The 19529-nt window shown below is 51.5% G+C and carries 11 protein-coding genes; 9 read left to right on the top strand and 2 right to left on the bottom strand.

Features of this window, described 5'->3' with window-relative positions:
- Positions 1-67: 67 nt before the first annotated feature.
- From ABD028_RS00670 to ABD028_RS00655, 4 genes are all read left to right on the top strand, one after another.
- A complete protein-coding gene (locus tag ABD028_RS00670; protein WP_343840482.1) occupies positions 68-367 on the top strand; it encodes a hypothetical protein in 300 nt (99 codons plus the stop codon).
- Entirely contained in the window at positions 364-1956 is a 1593-nt protein-coding gene (locus ABD028_RS00665) for a PepSY-associated TM helix domain-containing protein (RefSeq protein ID WP_343840479.1), read from the top strand. Before ABD028_RS00670 ends, ABD028_RS00665 begins: the two co-directional genes overlap by 4 nt.
- Complete coding sequence (locus tag ABD028_RS00660; protein WP_343840476.1) at positions 1953-2285, top strand: DUF3325 domain-containing protein; 333 nt, start codon at positions 1953-1955, stop codon at positions 2283-2285. Before ABD028_RS00665 ends, ABD028_RS00660 begins: the two co-directional genes overlap by 4 nt.
- Positions 2286-2388: 103 nt before the next feature.
- The gene (locus tag ABD028_RS00655; protein WP_343840473.1) at positions 2389-5124 is read left to right on the top strand and encodes an insulinase family protein; all 2736 of its coding nucleotides are present in this window, start codon (positions 2389-2391) and stop codon (positions 5122-5124) included.
- On the opposite strand, the gene ABD028_RS00650 is transcribed toward ABD028_RS00655, so the two are convergent.
- Positions 5102-7198: a winged helix-turn-helix domain-containing protein gene (locus ABD028_RS00650; protein WP_343840469.1), complete on the bottom strand. Its 2097-nt coding sequence runs from the start codon at positions 7196-7198 to the stop codon at positions 5102-5104. The two genes, ABD028_RS00655 and ABD028_RS00650, sit on opposite strands and share 23 nt — an antisense overlap.
- A 310-nt stretch (positions 7199-7508) precedes the next feature.
- Here ABD028_RS00650 and ABD028_RS00645 point away from each other — a divergent pair, with 310 nt between their 5' ends.
- Positions 7509-10520, top strand: coding sequence for a TonB-dependent receptor domain-containing protein (locus ABD028_RS00645; protein ID WP_343840466.1), 3012 nt, complete (start codon positions 7509-7511; stop codon positions 10518-10520).
- 344 nt (positions 10521-10864) lie between these two features.
- On the opposite strand, the gene ABD028_RS00640 is transcribed toward ABD028_RS00645, so the two are convergent.
- A complete protein-coding gene (locus ABD028_RS00640) occupies positions 10865-12958 on the bottom strand; it encodes a winged helix-turn-helix domain-containing protein (protein ID WP_343840463.1) in 2094 nt (697 codons plus the stop codon).
- A 325-nt stretch (positions 12959-13283) separates the two neighbouring features.
- Here ABD028_RS00640 and ABD028_RS00635 point away from each other — a divergent pair, with 325 nt between their 5' ends.
- The 4 genes from ABD028_RS00635 to ABD028_RS00620 all read left to right on the top strand — a co-directional run bounded on the left by ABD028_RS00635 (position 13284) and on the right by ABD028_RS00620 (position 19509).
- Positions 13284-16271 carry a TonB-dependent receptor domain-containing protein gene (locus ABD028_RS00635; protein WP_343840460.1) on the top strand — a complete coding sequence of 996 codons (2988 nt, stop codon included), beginning with the start codon at positions 13284-13286 and terminating at the stop codon, positions 16269-16271.
- A 55-nt stretch (positions 16272-16326) separates the two neighbouring features.
- Positions 16327-17379, top strand: a complete 1053-nt coding sequence (locus tag ABD028_RS00630; RefSeq protein ID WP_343840457.1) for a metallophosphoesterase — start codon at positions 16327-16329, stop codon at positions 17377-17379.
- 125 nt (positions 17380-17504) lie between these two features.
- A complete protein-coding gene (locus ABD028_RS00625; protein WP_343840454.1) occupies positions 17505-17846 on the top strand; it encodes a hypothetical protein in 342 nt (113 codons plus the stop codon).
- A 151-nt stretch (positions 17847-17997) separates the two neighbouring features.
- The gene (locus ABD028_RS00620; protein WP_343840451.1) at positions 17998-19509 is read left to right on the top strand and encodes a Fic family protein; all 1512 of its coding nucleotides are present in this window, start codon (positions 17998-18000) and stop codon (positions 19507-19509) included.
- Positions 19510-19529 lie beyond the last annotated feature (20 nt).

The raw sequence follows: 19529 nt of genomic DNA, 5'->3' as shown, positions 1-19529 counted from the left end.
TCCTATAGCCGAACTTCGCTTGAGTTTCTTATTGTATTTGATAATAATTCGCATTTTTGGAGGGGCCATGCAAGGGATCAGAGGTATTTTTTCTGCACCAGCCACCGGCATTCTGGTGCGCATCGGCAGTGCTGCGGTATTAGGCTATCTGGCCACCGCGGAATGTGCCGTACTGATTGCCGCATTATTACCTTCCGCGCCCTTGTCGTCAGTACTTACAGCCATGCTACTGTCGTTCCCGTTGTTTACTGCATTGATTATGTGGAGTTTTCATGTTCCCCGCGCCTGGCGGGCGCTGACGGATCTCGGTGGGCTATACCTGGCAGCGGCATTGAGTAACTACCTGTTGTTGGGAGCGTTGGCATGAAAGGCAGTTTTTTTCGCTCCATGACCTGGCTGCATACCTGGGGAGGTTTGCTGGCCTGTTGGTTGTTATTTGTGGTGTTTTTTGGCGGTACGTTAAGCTATTTCCGTTACGAAATAAGCTGGTGGATGCAGCCCGAAAGCCATGGCGTGGTGGCTGAGCCGGACCAGCAGCAGGCAGTGCAACAGGTTATATCGGTATTGCAGAGCAAAGCACCGGATTCGCCGCTGTGGTTTATCAACTTAGCGGATGAGCGCAATCCCCTGACTTACTATGGCTACCGGGAAGCCCCGCAACCGGGTCAAAAGCGCGGCCGTTTTGTCGACGGCTATTTAGTTGGCGATAGTCAACAGGATGGCATCAATCTACGGGATACCAAAGGCGGCGACTTCTTCTACCGTCTGCATTTCGATTTGCACTATATGTCGGCGATTACTGCGCGCTGGATAGTGGGAGCGGCCGCCATGATTATGTTGGTTGGACTGGTCACCGGCATAGTGATTCACCGGCGTATTTTCGCCGATTTCTTTACCTTTCGAAACGGCAAGGGCGCCAGAACCTGGCTGGATCTGCACAATGTCAGTTCGGTGCTGGCGCTGCCTTATCATCTGATGATTACTTACACCGGCTTGCTGACCCTGATGTTTTTATATATGTCGGCACCTGTAGATAAAGTCTATCCAGGCGGTCGTGCGCAGTTTTTTGATGATCAAAATCCCACCTTTCAATCTGTTAAAGCCGCTGGCCAGCGGCGTAGCGAGCCATTGCCGATACAGGATTTTATTCAGCGCTTTAAGGCCGAAAAGCAGGTGGAATCGGTCAGCCGCATCAGTATTAACAATCCGGCCGATGAAAATACCACGGTCACAGTATATGGCCGCGAAGCTGGCCAGATAGCCCACTATGCCCGTTCCACCTTATACAATAGTCAGGGTGATGCACTAGGTAGCAGCCGCGAAGCAGCGTTTTATGCACCAGAAAAAACCGCCAATACATTAATCGCCTTACATACGGCTAAGTTTGCCCCCTGGCCGCTACGCTGGCTGTTTGTGCTGGGCGGGGTGCTGGGCTGCATTATGGTGGCCAGTGGCGGGGTTCTGTGGGCCAGACGTATTGCCGAAAAACGCCTTAAAGCCAATCAGCCGATGGGCTGGAATCTGCGTCTGGTGCAAGCCCTGAATATTGCCACTGTGGCAGGATTGCCGCTGGCCAGTCTGGTGTTTTTGTACCTCAACAGGTTACTGGCGGCGGACTTTGACGGGCGGCGTGAATGGGAAATGCATGGCTTTTTTATCTGCTACCTGCTGGTTTTTCTGTTTGCTCTTTATCAGCCCGGGCGACGGGGCTGGGCCTTTGTCTGGATGCTGACCGGCGGCATAGCGCTGGCGTTGCCGTTACTGAACCTGCTTACTACTGATTACCATTTGCTGGCCTACCTTATTAATGGCCAATGGGCATTGGCCGGTCTGGAACTTATCGTACTGGCAGGCGGATTAATCGCGCTTTGGGGAGCCAGGCATTGCCTGTCCAAACCAGGTATTGCGCACCAGCAAAATGCCCGGCCCGACAGTTACAAGGTGGTAACCCAATGAGCTACTTACTGGTATTTAGTTTGTTGTGTTTATCCATGAGCTATTTTGCCACCGGCCAATTCAGCCATTTTCGCGCTGTGCACGGTGTCAAACTCACAGGCATAAGGCGACAACGCCAGTTGCTCAGTGCCTGGGGCATTCTGTTTGGTGGTTTGCTGGCTGCCTGTCTGGTGAAAGGTTTTGCCCATGGCAGTCTGATCTGGATTGGGCTGCTGACCCCGGCGGCACTGTTTGTGCTGCTAATATTGCAGCAACGCTCCACCTGGCTTCAGCGTATTCGGGTTGTGGCGTTGCTACTCTGCCTTTTCAGCCTGATAGCCCTGCTGTAACGCCGGATAGAGATTAAATAGAGGTAAAAAGGAGCTGGCGGGCATTGAGTGAACGTGGGCCCGAACGTTAGGGTGCGGCTTTTGTTTTGCCAAAGGAAAAGCCATGCTTCAGCGGATAGTGCCACTCGGCCTTGCTCTACTGCTTTGCGCCTGTCAGATTACCCAGCCTGAAATAGCCAATACGCCGCTTAAAGGTCAACAGGACCCGGCAGATTATCAATATCTGATGCTGGATAACGGCTTAAAAGTGTTGCTGGTCAGCGATGCACAGCTTAGCAAAGTATATGGGGCACTGAGTGTTGAGGCTGGCTATTATCAAGACCCGCCCGACATGGCCGGACTGGCGCATTTATATGAACATATGCTGTCCAAAGGTTCGCAAAAATATCCCGACCCGGCTGAATATAAGCAATTTCTGGCAGAGCAGGGCGGGCGCTCAAACGCCGCCACGTCGGCCTTAGTCACCAACTACTATTTCGAGGCGGCCAGTGACGGTTTTATTCCGGCACTGGACAGATTTGCCTGGCAGTTTGTTGGCCCGCTTCTGCCTGCACAGATGGTGTACAAGGAACGTAATGCGGTACAGGCCGAGTTTAACCTGAAATACCAGGATGCCTTTCGGCGCAAACGGGAGGTGATGCGTACCCTGTTTCATCCAGAGCATGGCTACCGCAAGTTTTCCACCGGCAATCTGGATACCTTACAGGACCGCGAAGATACAACCTTGCATCAGGCGCTGGTAGATTTTGGCCAGGACTATTATTGCAGCTCACGCATGGCATTGGTGCTGGCCGGGCCGCAATCTATGCAGCAACTGGGTGAGCAGGCAAAAAGTAAATTCGGTGCAGTGCAGGACAATTGCCGCAAGACCCTCAATCAGCAACCCGCGCCCTTGCTTGCAGACGCGCCGCGCCAGGTGGAGATTAAAACGCTGCGCAAGCGTTCGTATCTGACCCTGAGTTTTCCTTTACCGGTTAATCAGGCCAGCCGCGATACCCTGGCAATACCTTACACCCAATGGCTGCTGGCCAGTTACAATGACCAGGGACTGGAAGCTTATCTGCGTGACAAGGGCTGGATCCAGAGCTTGTCGGCCAGTGACAGTGAGTTGGATAGCCACCATGCGCTATTCAACCTGAGCTTTAATCTCACCGGTGCCGGAATGAAAGAAGAAGCCGCGATTATGGCGGCGACCTTTGCCTATGTGCAGCAGATTCGCCAACAGGCGTTGGATAGCAAGGTATTTGAGACTTTTTCATCCCTGTCGGCGGCGCAATTTCATCAGACCCCCGAGCATGCCGATGCCAACAGGGTAAGAGCTTTATCCAAAGCCTTGTTGCAACGACCTGTTCAACAGTTACTTAGCCAGGACAGCCTGCCGGTGGCTTTTAACCCCCGGGCGCTGACGGATTTCTGGTCGCATTTCAATGCGCAGAATATGCTGGTTATCCGTGAAGGCAGTAAGCTTAACACCCAGATGGTCGAACCTATTTATCAGACTGAGTTCCAGTATGCCGCCATACCGGACTGGCAGGCTCAGTCGCTTGATTTCAGCCTGCCCGGTTTGTCTGACTATTTTGCCGCCAGCACTGAGGCGTTGGCGGTAACCGAGCAAAAAGTAACGCATCAGCCAGGGCTGGCCATTTGGCAATTACCCGCCAGGCGGGATAAAGACAGTTACACGGCCATCACATTGTATATTGACCGACCTACCACTGCCGCTGACTTTTCTGCCCTGAATGTGCTGTTCGAGAAGCGTCTGCAATTGCAACTGCAGCAGGTGATTGAACGGGCCAGCGCAGCAAAGATTCAGGCATCGGTAACCGCGACCAGTAGCGGCATGCGCATACAAGTTAAAGGGCAAAGCGGTAACTGGTCAGCACTGTTTGCAGATATGCTGGCAGGCTTGCAGCGACCTGAATTGGATGACACGGCCCTGCGTCTTACCTTAAAGCGCCGAATTAACAGTCTGGCCGGCTTTGCCCAGGAGCGACTCAGCAGCCAGGCTGACAGATTGCTTAGTTATCAGTTGGGTCGAGCCAGTTTAGCGCAAGACGACCTGGCTCACCTGCAACAACTAAGTGAGGACCACTACCGTGGCTTTACGGCTGCCTACCTGCAAGATGCCTATCTGACACTGATCACCTATGGCCCTTTACAAGCTGAGCAGACACAACAGCTTATCGCTACCGTGCAGGGGCTGGCTGAACATAACAACCTGGCCTCTCACAGGCTAATTGACAGCAAGCCATGGCCCGGGGAACACCAACAGTATCCGGTTGCTGGCAGTGACAGTGCTGTGACACTGATGCTAGTGCCAAAGAGGCAGGATGTGCAGCAACAGGCCATGGTGGAACTGCTGGGCAGCATGCTTAAGGCACCTTTTTTTCATCAATTGCGTACCCAGGAACAATTGGGATACCGGGTCTCGGCGCTGGCCGCAGAGCGCTATGGCAAGCGCCATATCAGCTACTATGTGCAGTCGCCGGTAACATCGGCGCAGCAGCTCCTGCAACGCATTGCACATTTTAACCAGGTATTTATCGCACAAATTGCATCCTTGCAGCCAGCCGAATTTAGCAAGTTGCAGCAGAATCTGGTCAGTGCCCTACAACAACAGCAGATAAACAGCGGTGATATAGAAGCGGATTTGCGCAGCCATATTCGCTATCAGCGCGGTTTAGAACATCATCAGCAATTATTGCATGCCATTGTAGCTATGCCGTTACCGGCCTTTCAGGAAATGGCAACGACATTGCTTAACAGCCAGTTAAGTGGGGTATTACTACAAAATCATACTCAGGCGGGCACAAGCGCTAATTTAGCGGCAGATCTTTGATTCTTTTGATATCCGACTGGGCCTTAATGGTGTTGTTAAACAGCAGGCGCTGGCGTTTGCTGTCCAGGCTCAGTGAACTGTACGCCACCACGGCAGACAGGGGCAGGCGCATTATGGCAGCCACCGTGCCATTTTCTGCGTCAAATCGCTTGATATCAGTATGGCGGGCACCAGGGTCGGCAAAGTAAATGTTGCCACTGTCGGCCAGGGTCCAGGTGTATCTTGTGCCGAAGTGGTCCGGCGCGATCAACAGTTTGGGTTGCTTTGATCCGGCAGCCATACTGTACAGGCCAGGTTCAGAGCGGGAGTAAATCAGCGTACCATCTGCCAGCATAATACCGAAAACACCGCCATCTTCGGTCAACTGGCTGACGGGCCTGTTATCCAACGGAAACAGATAGAGCTGGCGCTGCTCTTCATCATAAACCGATGCTACCAGTGCCTGATCATCTGCCGTCCAGGTGGGGCGCTGATGAGTCGGGAACGGACTGGGCACTTGGATCAGGCGTTTAGTATCCACATCCACAATCATCAGTGAGTCGCCTTTGCCGTTAGCATTGGCGGCCAGAAAAGCAATGCGCCTGCCGTCGTGGGACCAGCGCGGATACAATACCGAGCGTTTTAAGTGGGTTAATTGCTGGCGCTGGTTGCCCTCGGCATCAGCCACCCATATTTCATAATGGCCGGATTCATTGGAAAGATAAGCAATCCGGTCTGTGGCCGCTGAATAATCAGGGTACTTATGGTTGTAGTCCGATTGCAGTAAGGGGAAGGGACTGGAGGGCAGTTCCTCGGCCACAGGCAGGTAGGCTATCTGATAAAACTCGCTGCGGGTCTGAAAATACAGCCAGGGTACCTGCTTGGCAAACGACGGGTAACTAAAACCCTCGATATTCATGGGCGTAGACTCACCGCTGTGAATATTCAGCAAAAAGCCCGAGCGGGCATCCGCCCGTTGTACGCCATACACCAGATGTTTGCCGTCCGGATGCCAGCTAATCCCGACAATGTCTGATTCCCCTTCGGTGAGTTGTCTTTCCTCGCCGGTGGCCAGATTGCGCAGATAGATGTTTTCGGCAAACCGGCTGATTCGGCGGCTGATGGCCAGTTGACTGCCATCGGGTGAAAAGGCTAAATCCCGGTCACGCATATTGCATTCATTCAGACAGGTGGGGGCAGACTGACTCTCGTCGTTGAGGTTTTTAATATAAACCGCCGGGGTATCTGCCACACCTTCCAGGCCCCAGTAGGCCAGCACGCTGTTATCCGGGCTGATATCCAGATAATGTAAATCACCGCCCAGCGGGCATTTGCCCACCACTTTTTCCTGCAGGCTTTCAACCTCCAGTCTGATCACCTGGCAGGTTTCCAGATCGTCATTTTTACGTCTGAAAAACAGAAACTTGCCTGTCATATCCCAAACTGGCCGTCCTTCATTGGCTTCATCAAAGGTCAGTTGCCTGGCGGGTAAATTCGGCTGCCTGGCATCCTGCAGGTACAAATCCATACTGCCGTCTGAGCGACGCCATTTAAAGGCGGTAAATAAGCCATCGGGTGAAGGGGCGGGGAAAAGCTCCATACCTGGCTGTTTGGTAATGATATCGGGTTGGATAGCGGCTATTTGCTCTTGCGGCCACCACCAGAACAAGCCAACAATAAGCAGTATTATGCCTAAGCCCGACCATCCCCAGACCGGTATCCGCGGTTTTCCTGTCATGTCTGCGGCGGCAGGTACAACGGCTGGCTCTGCCTCAAATTCAGGTTGCACCAGGAGCTGATAACCACTTTTGCGAATGGTTTGAATACTTTCACTGCCATCCTGTTGCTTCAGCGCCTGGCGTAAATGCCAAATGGCATTAGTCAGGGCTTTTTCGCCCACATAACCGTTGCCCTGCCACACATGTTCAATCAGTTCCTGGCGGGGCACCACGCGGGGGTAATGGGATGCCAGATAACACAATACTTCGATAAATTTAGGCTGCAGGCTGTGCTTCTCGCCATCTGGCAAATAAATGGCATATTCCAGGGGTTCGACCTTGAATTCACCAATGGTAAAGGGAGCAGATTGAAGCATCAGACTGATTTCTTAGGCATATTCAAGTGGTCGGGCAGTTAGATGGCAATCTAGCGGATTGCTGGCGTGCCCGCAAACACAATAGCGTGAGTAAATGTTACTCCTCATGAGTGAACTTATCAACATATTGATATTAAAGTAAAAACTTCAGAATAGAGATTAAATAGAGATAGAAGCGGGGAAGAATAGAGCCGGGCTGTGTTGTGCTTGTTAACCGGGTTAAATAAAAGGAAACATCTGCTTAATCTGACCAACAAATCGCAGAAATACAAAGACCCGTAAAGCACACATAGTCTAGGGACATAAACCAATGAAAAAGAAACTCCTGACCCTTGCCATCCAGGCCGCTGTTTTTAGCAGCGCTTCGGTCATGGCGCAACAAGTTGATGTTACCCCCACCCAGAGCAGCAATGCCGCCCAGGTTGAAGAACAGCAAGTTAAGGAAGTCGAGAAGATTTCCGTGACCGGCTCACGGATTAAACGTGACAGCTTTTCCATGTCTACGCCCATGATGATGATGGGTAAGGATGACCTGGTAGATTCTGGCATTGGTGAACTGGCAGATATTCTGGTGGATGAAATTCCCTCCATCAGTGCCGGTTCCAGCAATACCAACTCCCAAGGCAGTGTGCAGAACACCGGCTTATCCACTATTGATTTGCGTGACCTGGGTACCGATCGCACCCTGACACTGATTGACGGTCGCCGCGCAGTGTCTAACAGCTACAGCGGTAACTATATCAGTTTGGCCACTATTCCTGCCGCCATGGTAGACCGTGTCGAAGTGATCACCGGTGGTGCCTCTGCCGTGTATGGTTCAGATGCGATTGCCGGGGTGGTCAACATTATCACCGAAAACAACAAGACTGGGTTTGAAATCGATGTGCGCGGCGGTGAAAGTACCGAAGGCGGTGCCCGTGAGTTTACTGTCGATACTGGTTATGGTGCCAGTTTTGCCGACGACCGCGGTTATCTGTATGCAGCCGTTACCTGGGACCGTCAGTTTGGCTTACTTGCCTGGGACCGCGACAGATCGCAATATGAATCCAGCTTTGAGTACGACACGGATTTGATGTGTAACGCCAACAATACTATTGATGGTGACCAGTGCATGCGCGATATCACCATGGATGACTGGCGTGAGCGCACTAACGATATTCCTGGTGGCCGCTTCGAGGGTAACAGTTGGTGGTACGATGCCGACAATAATCTGAACCAAGGCTTCAGAGAAGAGCGTGACGGCTACGACACCTATGAGTGGGATATTCTTAAGATACCCGTCGACAAGTTGGCCAGCGCTCTGAAGGTTAATTATGACCTGACCGATGATTTGCGTGGTACCTTCCAGGTACATTATGCAAAGAACGAATCAGGCCGTACCAATCCACCGGAAGGACAGGATTATAATGACGATGAGCTAAGGATTAACCCGGTAACCGGTGAGTCTGAATTGGTTATCCCTGGTACTATCAGCCCCAACAATCCGTTTGTCCCTGCGGTAATTGCCGAGATGGCCGGCAGCAGTGTGACATGGGACAGAAACTTTGCCGAAGTAGGCAATGTCACTACTCTGAATACCCGTACCACCATTCGCACATCTGCCGGTTTACAAGGCACGTTGTTCGATGGACAGTGGGACTGGGAAGCTTCGGTGGGTTATGGCAAGTTTAAGCAGGAACAGCGTCGTTTTAACGAAATCAGCATTACCAAGCTGGCGTTAGGCCTGGATGCGGAATACGCCGCCGATGGCACTACTATTCAATGTGCCGATGAACAGGCTCGTGCTGCGGGGTGTGTACCGGTAAATATCTTTGGAATTAATAGCATTACCCCGGAAGCGGCCGACTATATTCGTGCCAATCCTTATATTAATACGGACATTACCCAGTTTAACGCACAGGCTTTTATGGCCGGTGATTTGTTTGAAATGCCAGCCGGTATGGTCGCGGCCGCCTTTGGGGTGGAATATCGTCGCGACACACAAAAAGTGGACACCGACGTTGCCTTGCGTGGCGAGGCCATCACCTTTAACGATGTACCGCCATTCTCTGGTGAAGTTAAAGTGTGGGAGGCGTTTGGTGAGGCAACAGTACCGCTGCTTAAAGATGCACCAGCCGCCAAGCGATTGGATTTAGACCTGTCCCTGCGCCTGGCTGACTACAGCCAGAAAAACATTGACCTTATGTCATCCTATCGCGCCGGTCTGATGTGGGAGCCGGCCGAAGGTTATGCACTGCGTGCCAACTATGCCAGAGCCCAGCGTGCGCCGAATATTACTGAGCTGGTATCGCCACCAAGAGGCGATTACAACAGCTTCTCTGATATTTGTGACGGCGTAACCGCAACTTCCACAGACGCCGGCCACGAAGCTTGTCGCCAGGAGCCGGGTATTGCCAATGCCATTAACCTGTATGGCGAGTTTACCGATGGCAACACCGGCTATTCACCCAATGCCGGTAACGAAAATCTGAAGGAAGAAACCGCAGATACTTACACCCTGGGGATTACAGCCGCACCGAGCTTTATTGAGAATTTCAATATTGCCCTGGATTACTACGACATCACCATTAAGGATGCCATTACCTCCATCGGCAATGAAGAGATCCTTAAGGAGTGTTATGACTCTTCCGTGCCTTTTGGTGAAGGTAATGCTTTTTGTGGTGAAATTACCCGTGACTCAGAAGGGAATATCACCCAGTTGATTCAGCGCCAATTTAACCTCGCAGAAGAAACTGCCAGGGGCTACGACATCTCCATGGCATACAAATATGACCTGGACGATCTGGGGGCGTTGTCATTCAACCTGAACTTTACCCATGTGATTGAGCGTTCGGTAACCTATGAGGGTAACGATGGTCTGGAAACCCTAAACTACAACGGCGAGCTTAGCAGTGGTGTGTTTACTGACCGCGCTACAGCCTCGGTGACCTGGCGTTATGATGACCTGCGTATTCGCTGGAAAACCAAGTACAAAGGGTCAGTGGTAGATGATCACGGCCGGGTTGAGGACTGGGAACTACTTAAAGCAGAAAATCAGGCCAAACTGGACGCGGGCACAGGCGGTATTGCCAATCCTGAAACGCCCATGTACCTGTTCTATGGCTCCTACATCACCCATGACTTGTCTGTATCCTACAATCTGGAACTGGACGGTGGCATGGATCTGAAGCTTTACGGTGGCGTGCGCAACGTGTTTGACAAAGAAAGTGCCTTTGTTCCTAACACCGGCGATATTGTAGAAACCGGTGATGGTAACTACGAAGGTGAATACGACGGCGGTGTCGGTCGTTTCGCTTACCTGGGGGCCGAAATTCGGTTCTAACAACCTGATCTAATAATAGGGCGCGTTTGCGCCCTTTTTTATGTCCAGGGATGGACGGTATGCCGACGTAGCAGGAGCACTCGTCGGCGATGTCCAGGGATGGACGGGCAGAAAAACTGCTCCTGCGTTTTCTGCACTTCCTCCGTCCATGGTGGTCGTATGCCGACGTAGCAGGAGCATTCGTCGGCGATGTCCAGGGATGGACGGGCAGAAAAACTGCCCAATATTGCTGATGGTGACGCTGTGGCCCTTGGCAACTGCGGCCGACATATCAGACGGCTCTTATGTTTTTACCGGTAGTTCGTATTGGCAGCCGGCAGCGACTGAAATAGCCATGCAGTCAATTATTGAAACAACGGGTCCTTAAGCATCTTGATGTCGGATTGGGGAAACTCCGTCTCGGTAAACAGCAGTCTGGCGTGGTTGGCATCATAGGTCAGCGGGCTGTCCGATTCGACACTGGCACTTGGGATCTGCAGCAGCACAAGGTTTTGTCCGTTGGCCAAGTCGTAATGCCTGAGTTGCTGATGCTGATTGTTGGCCTGCATAAAATACACACCTTGCTCAGACAAGGTCCAGCTATAGGGATTACGGAAATGCTGTTCTTCCAGCAATTGCCTGGTTTGCCCGCTGTGAATATCGGTTTGCCATAACCCTTTGCGCTGCACGCTGTAAATCAGTTTGTCATTGTCCTGCATTATGCCGTATTCGCCGCCGTTAAAGGTCAGACGCTGCGGAACACTGCCATCCTGCCTGAACAGATAGATATCGGTGTGGTCCTGATTGAATACGGCGGAAACAATGCCTTGGTCATCCAAGGTCCAGGTTGGTCGATTGTGGCCCTCAAAAGGGCTGTCCAGTGCCGAAATGCGTTTAGTTGCCACATCCACCTGGTAAATGCGATCGCCTTTGCCATCATCGTCTGTGGCCAGAAACGCAATGCGCTGGCCGTTGTGTGACCAGGTGGGATAACGGCTGTTGCGTTTCAAATGGGTCAGTTGCCGCCTGTTGTTACCAAACGCATCAGACACCCAAACCTCATAATGGCCGGTTTCGTTGGAAATAAAGGCAAGCTGATTGGTTGTTGCTGAATAGTCCGGATACTTATGATTGTATACGGACTGCAAAACCGGGTAGGGGGCACTGCTGATTTGGGCGTCAACCTGCACTGATGCTATCTGGTATTGTTCACTGCGGTGCTGAAAGAACAGCCAGGGCTGGTTGCGGGCAAAGGATGGATAACTCAGGCCTTCTATTTCCAACGGATACTGGCGCCCCGTGCGCAAATCCAGCATAAAGCCGCTGCGCACATCGGCACGCTGTACCGCGTATACCAGGCGTTGGCCATCAGGGTGCCAGGTCAGCCCGACAATATCTTCCTCACCTTGGGTTAACTGCCGGGTGGACTGATCTGACAGCGTGACCAGATAGATGTTTTCGTTAAATTCATTGACTCTGCGGGTCAGGACCAGGTGCTTACCGTCGGGCGAAAACGCCATATCGCGATCTTTGTATCCGCAGTGTCTGGCGCAGGAAAAACGCACGGGGCTGGCATTTTTATCCTGCAGATCCAGAAAATACACGCCAGATTGCTCTGCGTCCGGGTCGGAGCCGTAGAACGCCAGGATTTTATCGTCAGGGGAGATATCAATGTAATAGTAGCCGCCGCCTATGGGGCAATGGGTAACAAAGACTTCCTCGTAGTTCTGCATGTCCATCCGCACAATATCACATTGGGCTTTGCTGCGGTCCTTGCGGCTGAAATACAAAAAGCGGCTATCATGGCTCCATACCGAATGGCCTTCAGAAGCCTGATCATAAGTTAAACGCACGGCGGCCAGTCCGGGTTGCAGCAGGTCACGTTTAAACAGGTCCACCTGGCCGTCGGCGCTCACCCATTTATACACCAGATAACGACCATCAGCCGAAGGGGAAGGGAACAGTTCCAGTCCCGGTTCCGTGGTCAGCGCCTGGATGCTGCGCTGGGATGTTTGCTGGCTGTGATTCAATAGCCCGAAGCTGCTAATAAACAAAATAACCAGCACAGCGGCGGCCAGCCATGGCCATAAGCGGCGGGCAGATGGTCTGCTGGTGTGCTCTGCCGATGAGGACGGTGATGACAGACTATCTGGCGCAATGAGCAGCCGATAGCCGGTTTTGCGCAAGGTTTCTATCACCTCATCCTGCATACCCTCTTTGAAGATTTGGCGCAGATTCCAGATCACATTGTTGAGGGCATTTTCCCCCACATAGGTATTACCCTGCCAGACTTTGTCAATCAGCTCCTGCCTGGATACCACTGCCGGGTAAGCGTCGGCCAGGTATATCAGCACCTCAATCAGTTTGGGCTGCAGGTTTTGTTTTTCTCCATTATTGAAATACACAGCACACTCGCTGGGCACCACCCGGCAGTTGCCCAGTTGGAAAGAATTTCGCATGGATATCAGGCCTGTTTTTCTGGCGTAACGGGTTGAATGGCAATAACACCACTCTAACCAAAGGGCCTGGGATCATCAATCATCCTCAATACATAGTGTGGTTAGCTAAAGTTAGAGTTGTATGTTTAACTATTTGATAAATATGTATTTCTTTATAAAAGAGATTAAAAAGAGGTAAAAACCAGATAGCAGAGGCAAAAACGAGCCTGGCCAGATTGTGCGAAATTCCATCGGCAACTAAAACGGTGTCAGGCAAGAGATATTGCTAAGCACCTTTGCCTGACGCAACAAGTTGAACACATTCACACATCATGGGACCAGAAAAATGCATAAGACCATCCTGACCCTGGCTATTCAGACCATACTGCTGGGAAGTTTACCGGCAATGGCTCAGCAGCAGGAAGAAACCCAGAGCGCGCCGCAGGTCGGAGACGCTGAGCGTATCTCTGTCACCGGCTCGCGTATCAAGCGCGACAGCTTTTCTTTTGCCACGCCCATCGTCAGTCTTGACCAGGACGCTATTATGGATACCGGCCTGGGTGAACTGTCAGAAATTCTGGTGGAAGAAATACCGGCCATTGCCGAAGGTGTCAGTAACACCAATTCTCAATCCAGTGTGCAGAACACCGGCCTGTCTACCATTGATCTGCGCAACCTTGGCACCGACCGCACTTTAACCCTTATCGATGGCAGACGGGTGGTTTCGAACAGTTACAGCGGTAACTACGTCAGCCTTAGCACCATTCCCAGCGCCATGGTGGAAAAGGTTGAAATCATCAGCGGCGGTGCATCCGCTATCTATGGATCTGACGCCATTGCCGGGGTGGTGAATATTATTACCCGCAATAACAAAACCGGCTTTGAACTGGATGCCCGTCGTGGTTATACCCCGGAAGGGGGCGGCAAGGAATTCACTCTGGATGCGGGCTACGGCGCTGATTTTCAGGATGGTCGCGGCTATCTGTATGTTGGCGCAACCTGGGACAGACAATTTGGTCTGGCCTGGGGGGATCGTGAACGGGCCAGATATGAATCCAGCTTCGATTACGATACCGAAAAAATGTGTAACGCCAACAACACTATTGATGGTGACCAGTGCATGCGCGACATTAGTATGGATGATTGGCGGGAGCGCAGCGACAATACCGCTGGCGGTACCTTTGAAGGCGACGACTGGTTTTACCATCCGCAGAATGGCCTGACCGAAGGCTTTGTTGAAGAGCGTGACGGCGCCAATCTGTCGGTATACGAACGCCTGAAAGTTCCCAGTGACCGAGTGGCTGCCGCGTTTAAAGTGAACTACGACCTGACCGACGATGTGCGGGCCAATTTCCAGGTGCAGTACAGCAATAACCAGTCGCTGAACATTAAAGACCCGGAAGGGCAGGACTACAACGACACCGAACTGGTGATCGACCCAATTACCGGCGAAGCGTCAGAACAGGCAGCGGGTAGTATTTCTCCCGATAACCCCTTTGTGCCTGCCGAAATTGCCGCGACTGCGGGTAGCAGCGTGAGTTGGGACCGGCTGTTTGTGGAATTGGGCAATGTGATTACCGACAACGAACGGGAAACCCTGCGTACCTGGGCGGGCCTGCAAGGCACCGCGTTTGACGGTAACTGGGACTGGGATCTGTCGGTAGGCTATGGCAAGTTTAAGCAGCAACAACTACGCCGCAATGAATTGAATATTCTGAAACTGCGTCAGGCGCTGGATGCCGAATACGCCGAGGACGGCAGCACTATTCAATGTGCCGACGCGGATGCCAGGGCTGAAGGTTGTGTGCCGGTCAACATCTTCGGTTATGGCAGTATTAGCCCCGAAGCCGCCGACTATATTCGTGCCAACCCCACTATTACCACCAATATCAGCCAGTTTAATGTGCTGGGCTATATGAGTGGTGACTTGTTCGAACTGCCTGCCGGTATGGTATCCACCGCCTTTGGTGTGGAATATCGTAAAGATAAGCAGGACCTGGATACCAGCGAAGGACACAGATACGGCGGTATTACCTTTAATCTGGTACCGAGTTTTGCCGGTGACATTGATGTGTGGGAAGCCTTTGCCGAAGCGAATGTTCCGTTGTTAAAGGATGCACCACTGGCCAAGCACTTATCTGCCGACTTGTCTCTGCGTCTGGCTGACTACAGTCACAAAAATATTGACCTGATGGCCAGCTACCGGGCCGGACTGATGTGGGAGCCCATGGACGGCTATATGTTGCGTGCCAACTACGCCAGAGCCCAGCGTGCTCCCAATATTACCGAATTGTTGTCGCCCCCTCGTGGTGACTATGACAGCTTTGCCGATATTTGTGACGGCACCACCGCAACCTCTAACGAAGCAGGTCATGACAACTGTCGGTTGGACCCCGGCATTGCCAATGCCATTGCTCTATACGGTGAATTCGAAGATGAAAACTCGGGCTATTCACCCAATGCCGGCAATGAAAATCTGAAGGAAGAAACGGCCGACACTTACACCTTCGGGATCAGCATGGCCCCTGCGTTTGCACCTGGCTTGCAATTGGCGGTGGATTACTACGATATCGAGATCCAGGATGCCATTGAAGAAATCGACAATCAGAAAATCCTGGAGCAATGCTACAACTCGTCACTGGCTTATGGTCAGGACAATACCTTCTGCGGTGATATCAGTCGTGACAGTGAAGGCCAGTTGATGCAGGTGATGCAACGGGTATTTAACCTTTCTGAGGTGCGTACCCGCGGTTATGACGTGGCGCTTGCTTACCAGTATGACCTCGGCGACTGGGGCAGTCTGAAGTTTAAAGCCGATATGACCCATGTTATCGAGCACTCCAAAACCTTTGAAGGCAATGATGGGCTGGAAACCCTGAATTACAAGGGGGAGCTATACAGCGGCATCTTTGACGATGCAGCGACAGGGTCCATCACCTGGCGTTGGCAGGACTGGCGGGTGCGTTGGAGCGCTAAGTTCAAGAGTGCCATTGTCGATTCGCATGAGCGGGTGGACGCCTGGGAATCGCTGCAAGCCGACAATCAGGCTAAGTTAGATGCGGGCGATCCTGACGCCATCGCCAATCCCGAGGTGCCCATGTATCTGTATTACGGCAGCTATGTGCGCCACGATATCTCGGTTTCCTACGACCTGGAATTTGACAACAGTGCCGACCTGCGTTTGTACGCCGGGGTTAGGAACTTGTTCGATAACCAGGGGCCCTTTGTTGCCAATACTGGCGACCTATATGAGTCCGGAACCGGCAACTTTGCCAGCGCCTATGGCGGTGGTATCGGTCGTTTTGTTTATGCCGGTGCTGAGCTGAAGTTCTAATCTGGCCGGTCGGCAGGAAACTGCCGACCCTGAATTCATTGCAATTGGAGTCAGTATGAATTGCAAAGTGCTGTTGCTTGTTTTGCTGTTGGTTGGTTGTTCGGATCTGGTCAGTGACGATACCTTGACGGACGGCCCTTATGTGCAAATGCAGGTGAACCAGTGGGAAGCCCTATGGGTGTGCCAGGGGCAACGAAAAAGTTACCGATTCCCGCCCCCGGTGCAGGACATGTCCATTGAAAAATGCGGCCAGGCGGCCCAGCTTAGCCCATTGCCAGCATCGCGGCCCGACGTAACCTATCCAGCGGCGGAAAAACTGGCGGTCATCAGTGATATTCACGGCCAGTTTGACCTGTTTAAACGCCTGCTAGTTGCGCATCGGATTATGGATGCCCAGGGTAACTGGCTGTTTGGCGAAGGGGGGCTGGTGATCAGCGGTGATGTATTTGACCGCGGCCCTAAGCAAACCGAAGCACTGTGGCTGATTTATCAGTTACAACAACAGGCCCAGGCCGCTGGTGGTAAGGTGCATTTTCTGCTCGGCAACCATGAAACCATGGTGCTCAACGGCGATCTGCGTTACCTGAATGAAAAGTATGAAAAAGTTGCTAACTTACTGAATCGGCCTTTTGCCAGGCTTTATGGCGAAGACACCTTATTGGGCCAATGGCTGCGCACGCGTAATGTGCTGGTTAAAATCGGCGATATGCTGTTTTTGCATGGTGGCCTGCACCCTGAGCTGGCCAGGGAAGGGCGCACGCTGGACGACATCAATCAGGTGTTTACCGGCCAACTGGTGGAAGACCAGGACCAACCAAGACAGGGCTTTGCCCGCTATCTGCATAAAACCAACGGGCCTATCTGGTATCGCGGCTATTTTAAAGATCCGCAGGCCTCGCAGCAGGATATCGACTTACTGAAACAACATTTCGGTGTTGCCCATATCTTAGTCGGCCATACCACCCAGAAACATATCCGCGCCCTGTATAACGGTGACGTTATCGCCATCGACAGCGGTATCAAAGGCGGCGAAAGCGGCGAAATTCTGCTGGTGGAAGGGCAGAAGTTCTACCGTGGCTTGCTGGATGGTGGTCGTGTTAGCTTGTAGCTAATTATCAGAATCATTTCATTTGTTGTCCTTCATCTTTGGTGGGCTGTTTTTACAACCTATTTGGTTTTATTGGATGTTCATCGTTGTTTTTTGTTAAATAAATGTGGCTTAAGGGGGACAATATGGTGGCTCATCCTGCCGAGTATCCCTGGTCAAGCTATCAGCATAATGCATTGGATAAGCATATTGAGTTACTGACTGCACATCCGCTCTATCTGGCCTTAGGCGCTGACATTACTAGTCGAAAGGCCGCCTACCAAGCCTTGTTTAAAGCTCATATACCGGATTATTCCCTAAAGCAAATCCGGGAGGCTCAGCAAAAGACCTGGGTGCTAGGCGACAGTCGCTTTAAGCAGCAAATAGAACAGCAATTGGGATGTGCCTTGCCCAAACTACAGCACGGTGGTGATCGAAAGTCGCCGCGATTTCGGGCGGTTAAGGCTTCAACAACGCTGAGCCCTTGATCGGACCCCTTGATCGAATTAAAACCTATAAAATGTGTGGCGCTAAAACCTATAGATCGTGATACATTAAAACCTGTAAATGGTATGGCGCCATAACCTGGAGATGGAAAGTGATAACTGGTAAATATCGCAGGTAATAGTTGGAGCGAACATGAATGATGTATCACAAAAACTAGCTGATTCGCTTGAGCAATTACAACAGCTTCAGGAGTCAGGCGTTGTAGCCATTCAATCAAAGCAACTCAGCAGAGTACATCGAGAGCGGCTATTGAAGCATGGGTTTATTCGCGAAGTTATCCGTGGCTGGTATATACCGGCGATACCCGATGAAAAGCCTGGCGACAGTACATCTTGGTATACCTCTTTCTGGGACTTTTGCAGCGCCTATTTGTCAGAACGGTTCGTCAAATCCTGGTGTCTTTCACCTGAACAATCACTTAGTCTGCATATCGGTGATAGAACCGTACCTCAGCAATTGCTCGTGCGCTCGCCCAAAGGCAATAATAAACCCACCGCCTTATTACACAACACCTCGATTTTTGATGTCAGGTTAAACATGCCAGCCGCAGAACATATTGAAAACCTGGAAGGGCTTAATGTGTACAGTTTGGCATCAGCGCTTGTCCATTCTTCGGCGAGCCAGTTTCAAAAAGCGCCTATCCATATGCGTACCGCCTTATCAATGGTGACAGATGCATCTGACGTATTGTCGGTTTTACTTGCGGGTAGCCACAGTGTGATTGCCGGTCGGTTAATGGGGGCTTTTAGAAATATAGGCCGAGACTTGATTGCTGATAATATTTTAAAGGGTATGCAAGCTGCCGATCTGAAAGTGAAAGAAGAAGACTTTTTTACAGAGAAAGTGCAGGTAAGCTTTGGGCGTCGTGATGTGTCGCCCTATGTGAATCGCATGCGGTTAATGTGGGCGCAAATGCGCGAAAATGTTATTGCGCACTTTCCAGAACAACTATACCAAACTATCGACATCGAAACCTACATGGCCGAAGTGGAAGACAAATACGTAACAGACGCTTACCACTCACTATCCATTGAAGGCTATCGCGTAACTCGTGAACTGATTGAACTGGTGCGTTCTGGTAGCTGGCAAGCAGAAGATTCCGACAAGAGCAAAAGGCACTTAGATGCTATGGCTGCCAAAGGCTACTGGGATGCTTTTCAGGAAGTAAAGAAAGCTGTTAGGGCTGTGCTAGAAGGTAAAAATCCTGGCGACGTGTTAGAACAAGCGCACAGTGACTGGTACTTAGCATTATTTGGCCCCAGTGTGGCCGCCGGTATTGTTAAACAATCAGACTTGGCCGGTTACCGAATAAGGCCTGTCTATATTCGCCAATCTATGCATACTCCCCCAAATAGGGAAGCGCTTCGCGATATGATGCCGACATTATTAGACTTACTCGCTGAAGAGGAAAATGCAGCAGTCAGAGTGGTACTGGGGCACTTCATTTTCGTCTACATCCATCCTTACTTTGATGGTAACGGCAGAATGGGCCGGTTTATTATGAATTTAATGATGGCCTCAGGCGGCTACTCTTGGACAGTCGTTCCAGTCGAGCGTCGGGATGAATACATGCAAGCTTTGGAAGCAGCGAGTGTTAGACAAGACATTGTGCCATTTGCAAAGTTTTTAGCGTCACTCATGTGACAGTTATTCTAGCCTCCGGC

The organism is Bowmanella denitrificans (assembly GCF_039522935.1).
GTDB classification, from domain to species: Bacteria; Pseudomonadota; Gammaproteobacteria; order Enterobacterales; family Alteromonadaceae; genus Bowmanella; species Bowmanella denitrificans.
The sequence above is the reverse complement of the archived record's forward strand: the minus strand, read 5'-3'. Positions and strand labels throughout refer to the sequence as shown.

Coding starts and splice junctions, on each gene's coding strand:
- ABD028_RS00670 (WP_343840482.1), top strand. CDS start 68: ATGCAAGGGATCAGAGGTATTTTTTCTGCACCAGCCACCGGCATTCTG.
- ABD028_RS00665 (WP_343840479.1), top strand. CDS start 364: ATGAAAGGCAGTTTTTTTCGCTCCATGACCTGGCTGCATACCTGGGGA.
- ABD028_RS00660 (WP_343840476.1), top strand. CDS start 1,953: ATGAGCTACTTACTGGTATTTAGTTTGTTGTGTTTATCCATGAGCTAT.
- ABD028_RS00655 (WP_343840473.1), top strand. CDS start 2,389: ATGCTTCAGCGGATAGTGCCACTCGGCCTTGCTCTACTGCTTTGCGCC.
- ABD028_RS00650 (WP_343840469.1), bottom strand. CDS start 7,198: ATGCTTCAATCTGCTCCCTTTACCATTGGTGAATTCAAGGTCGAACCC.
- ABD028_RS00645 (WP_343840466.1), top strand. CDS start 7,509: ATGAAAAAGAAACTCCTGACCCTTGCCATCCAGGCCGCTGTTTTTAGC.
- ABD028_RS00640 (WP_343840463.1), bottom strand. CDS start 12,958: ATGCGAAATTCTTTCCAACTGGGCAACTGCCGGGTGGTGCCCAGCGAG.
- ABD028_RS00635 (WP_343840460.1), top strand. CDS start 13,284: ATGCATAAGACCATCCTGACCCTGGCTATTCAGACCATACTGCTGGGA.
- ABD028_RS00630 (WP_343840457.1), top strand. CDS start 16,327: ATGAATTGCAAAGTGCTGTTGCTTGTTTTGCTGTTGGTTGGTTGTTCG.
- ABD028_RS00625 (WP_343840454.1), top strand. CDS start 17,505: ATGGTGGCTCATCCTGCCGAGTATCCCTGGTCAAGCTATCAGCATAAT.
- ABD028_RS00620 (WP_343840451.1), top strand. CDS start 17,998: ATGAATGATGTATCACAAAAACTAGCTGATTCGCTTGAGCAATTACAA.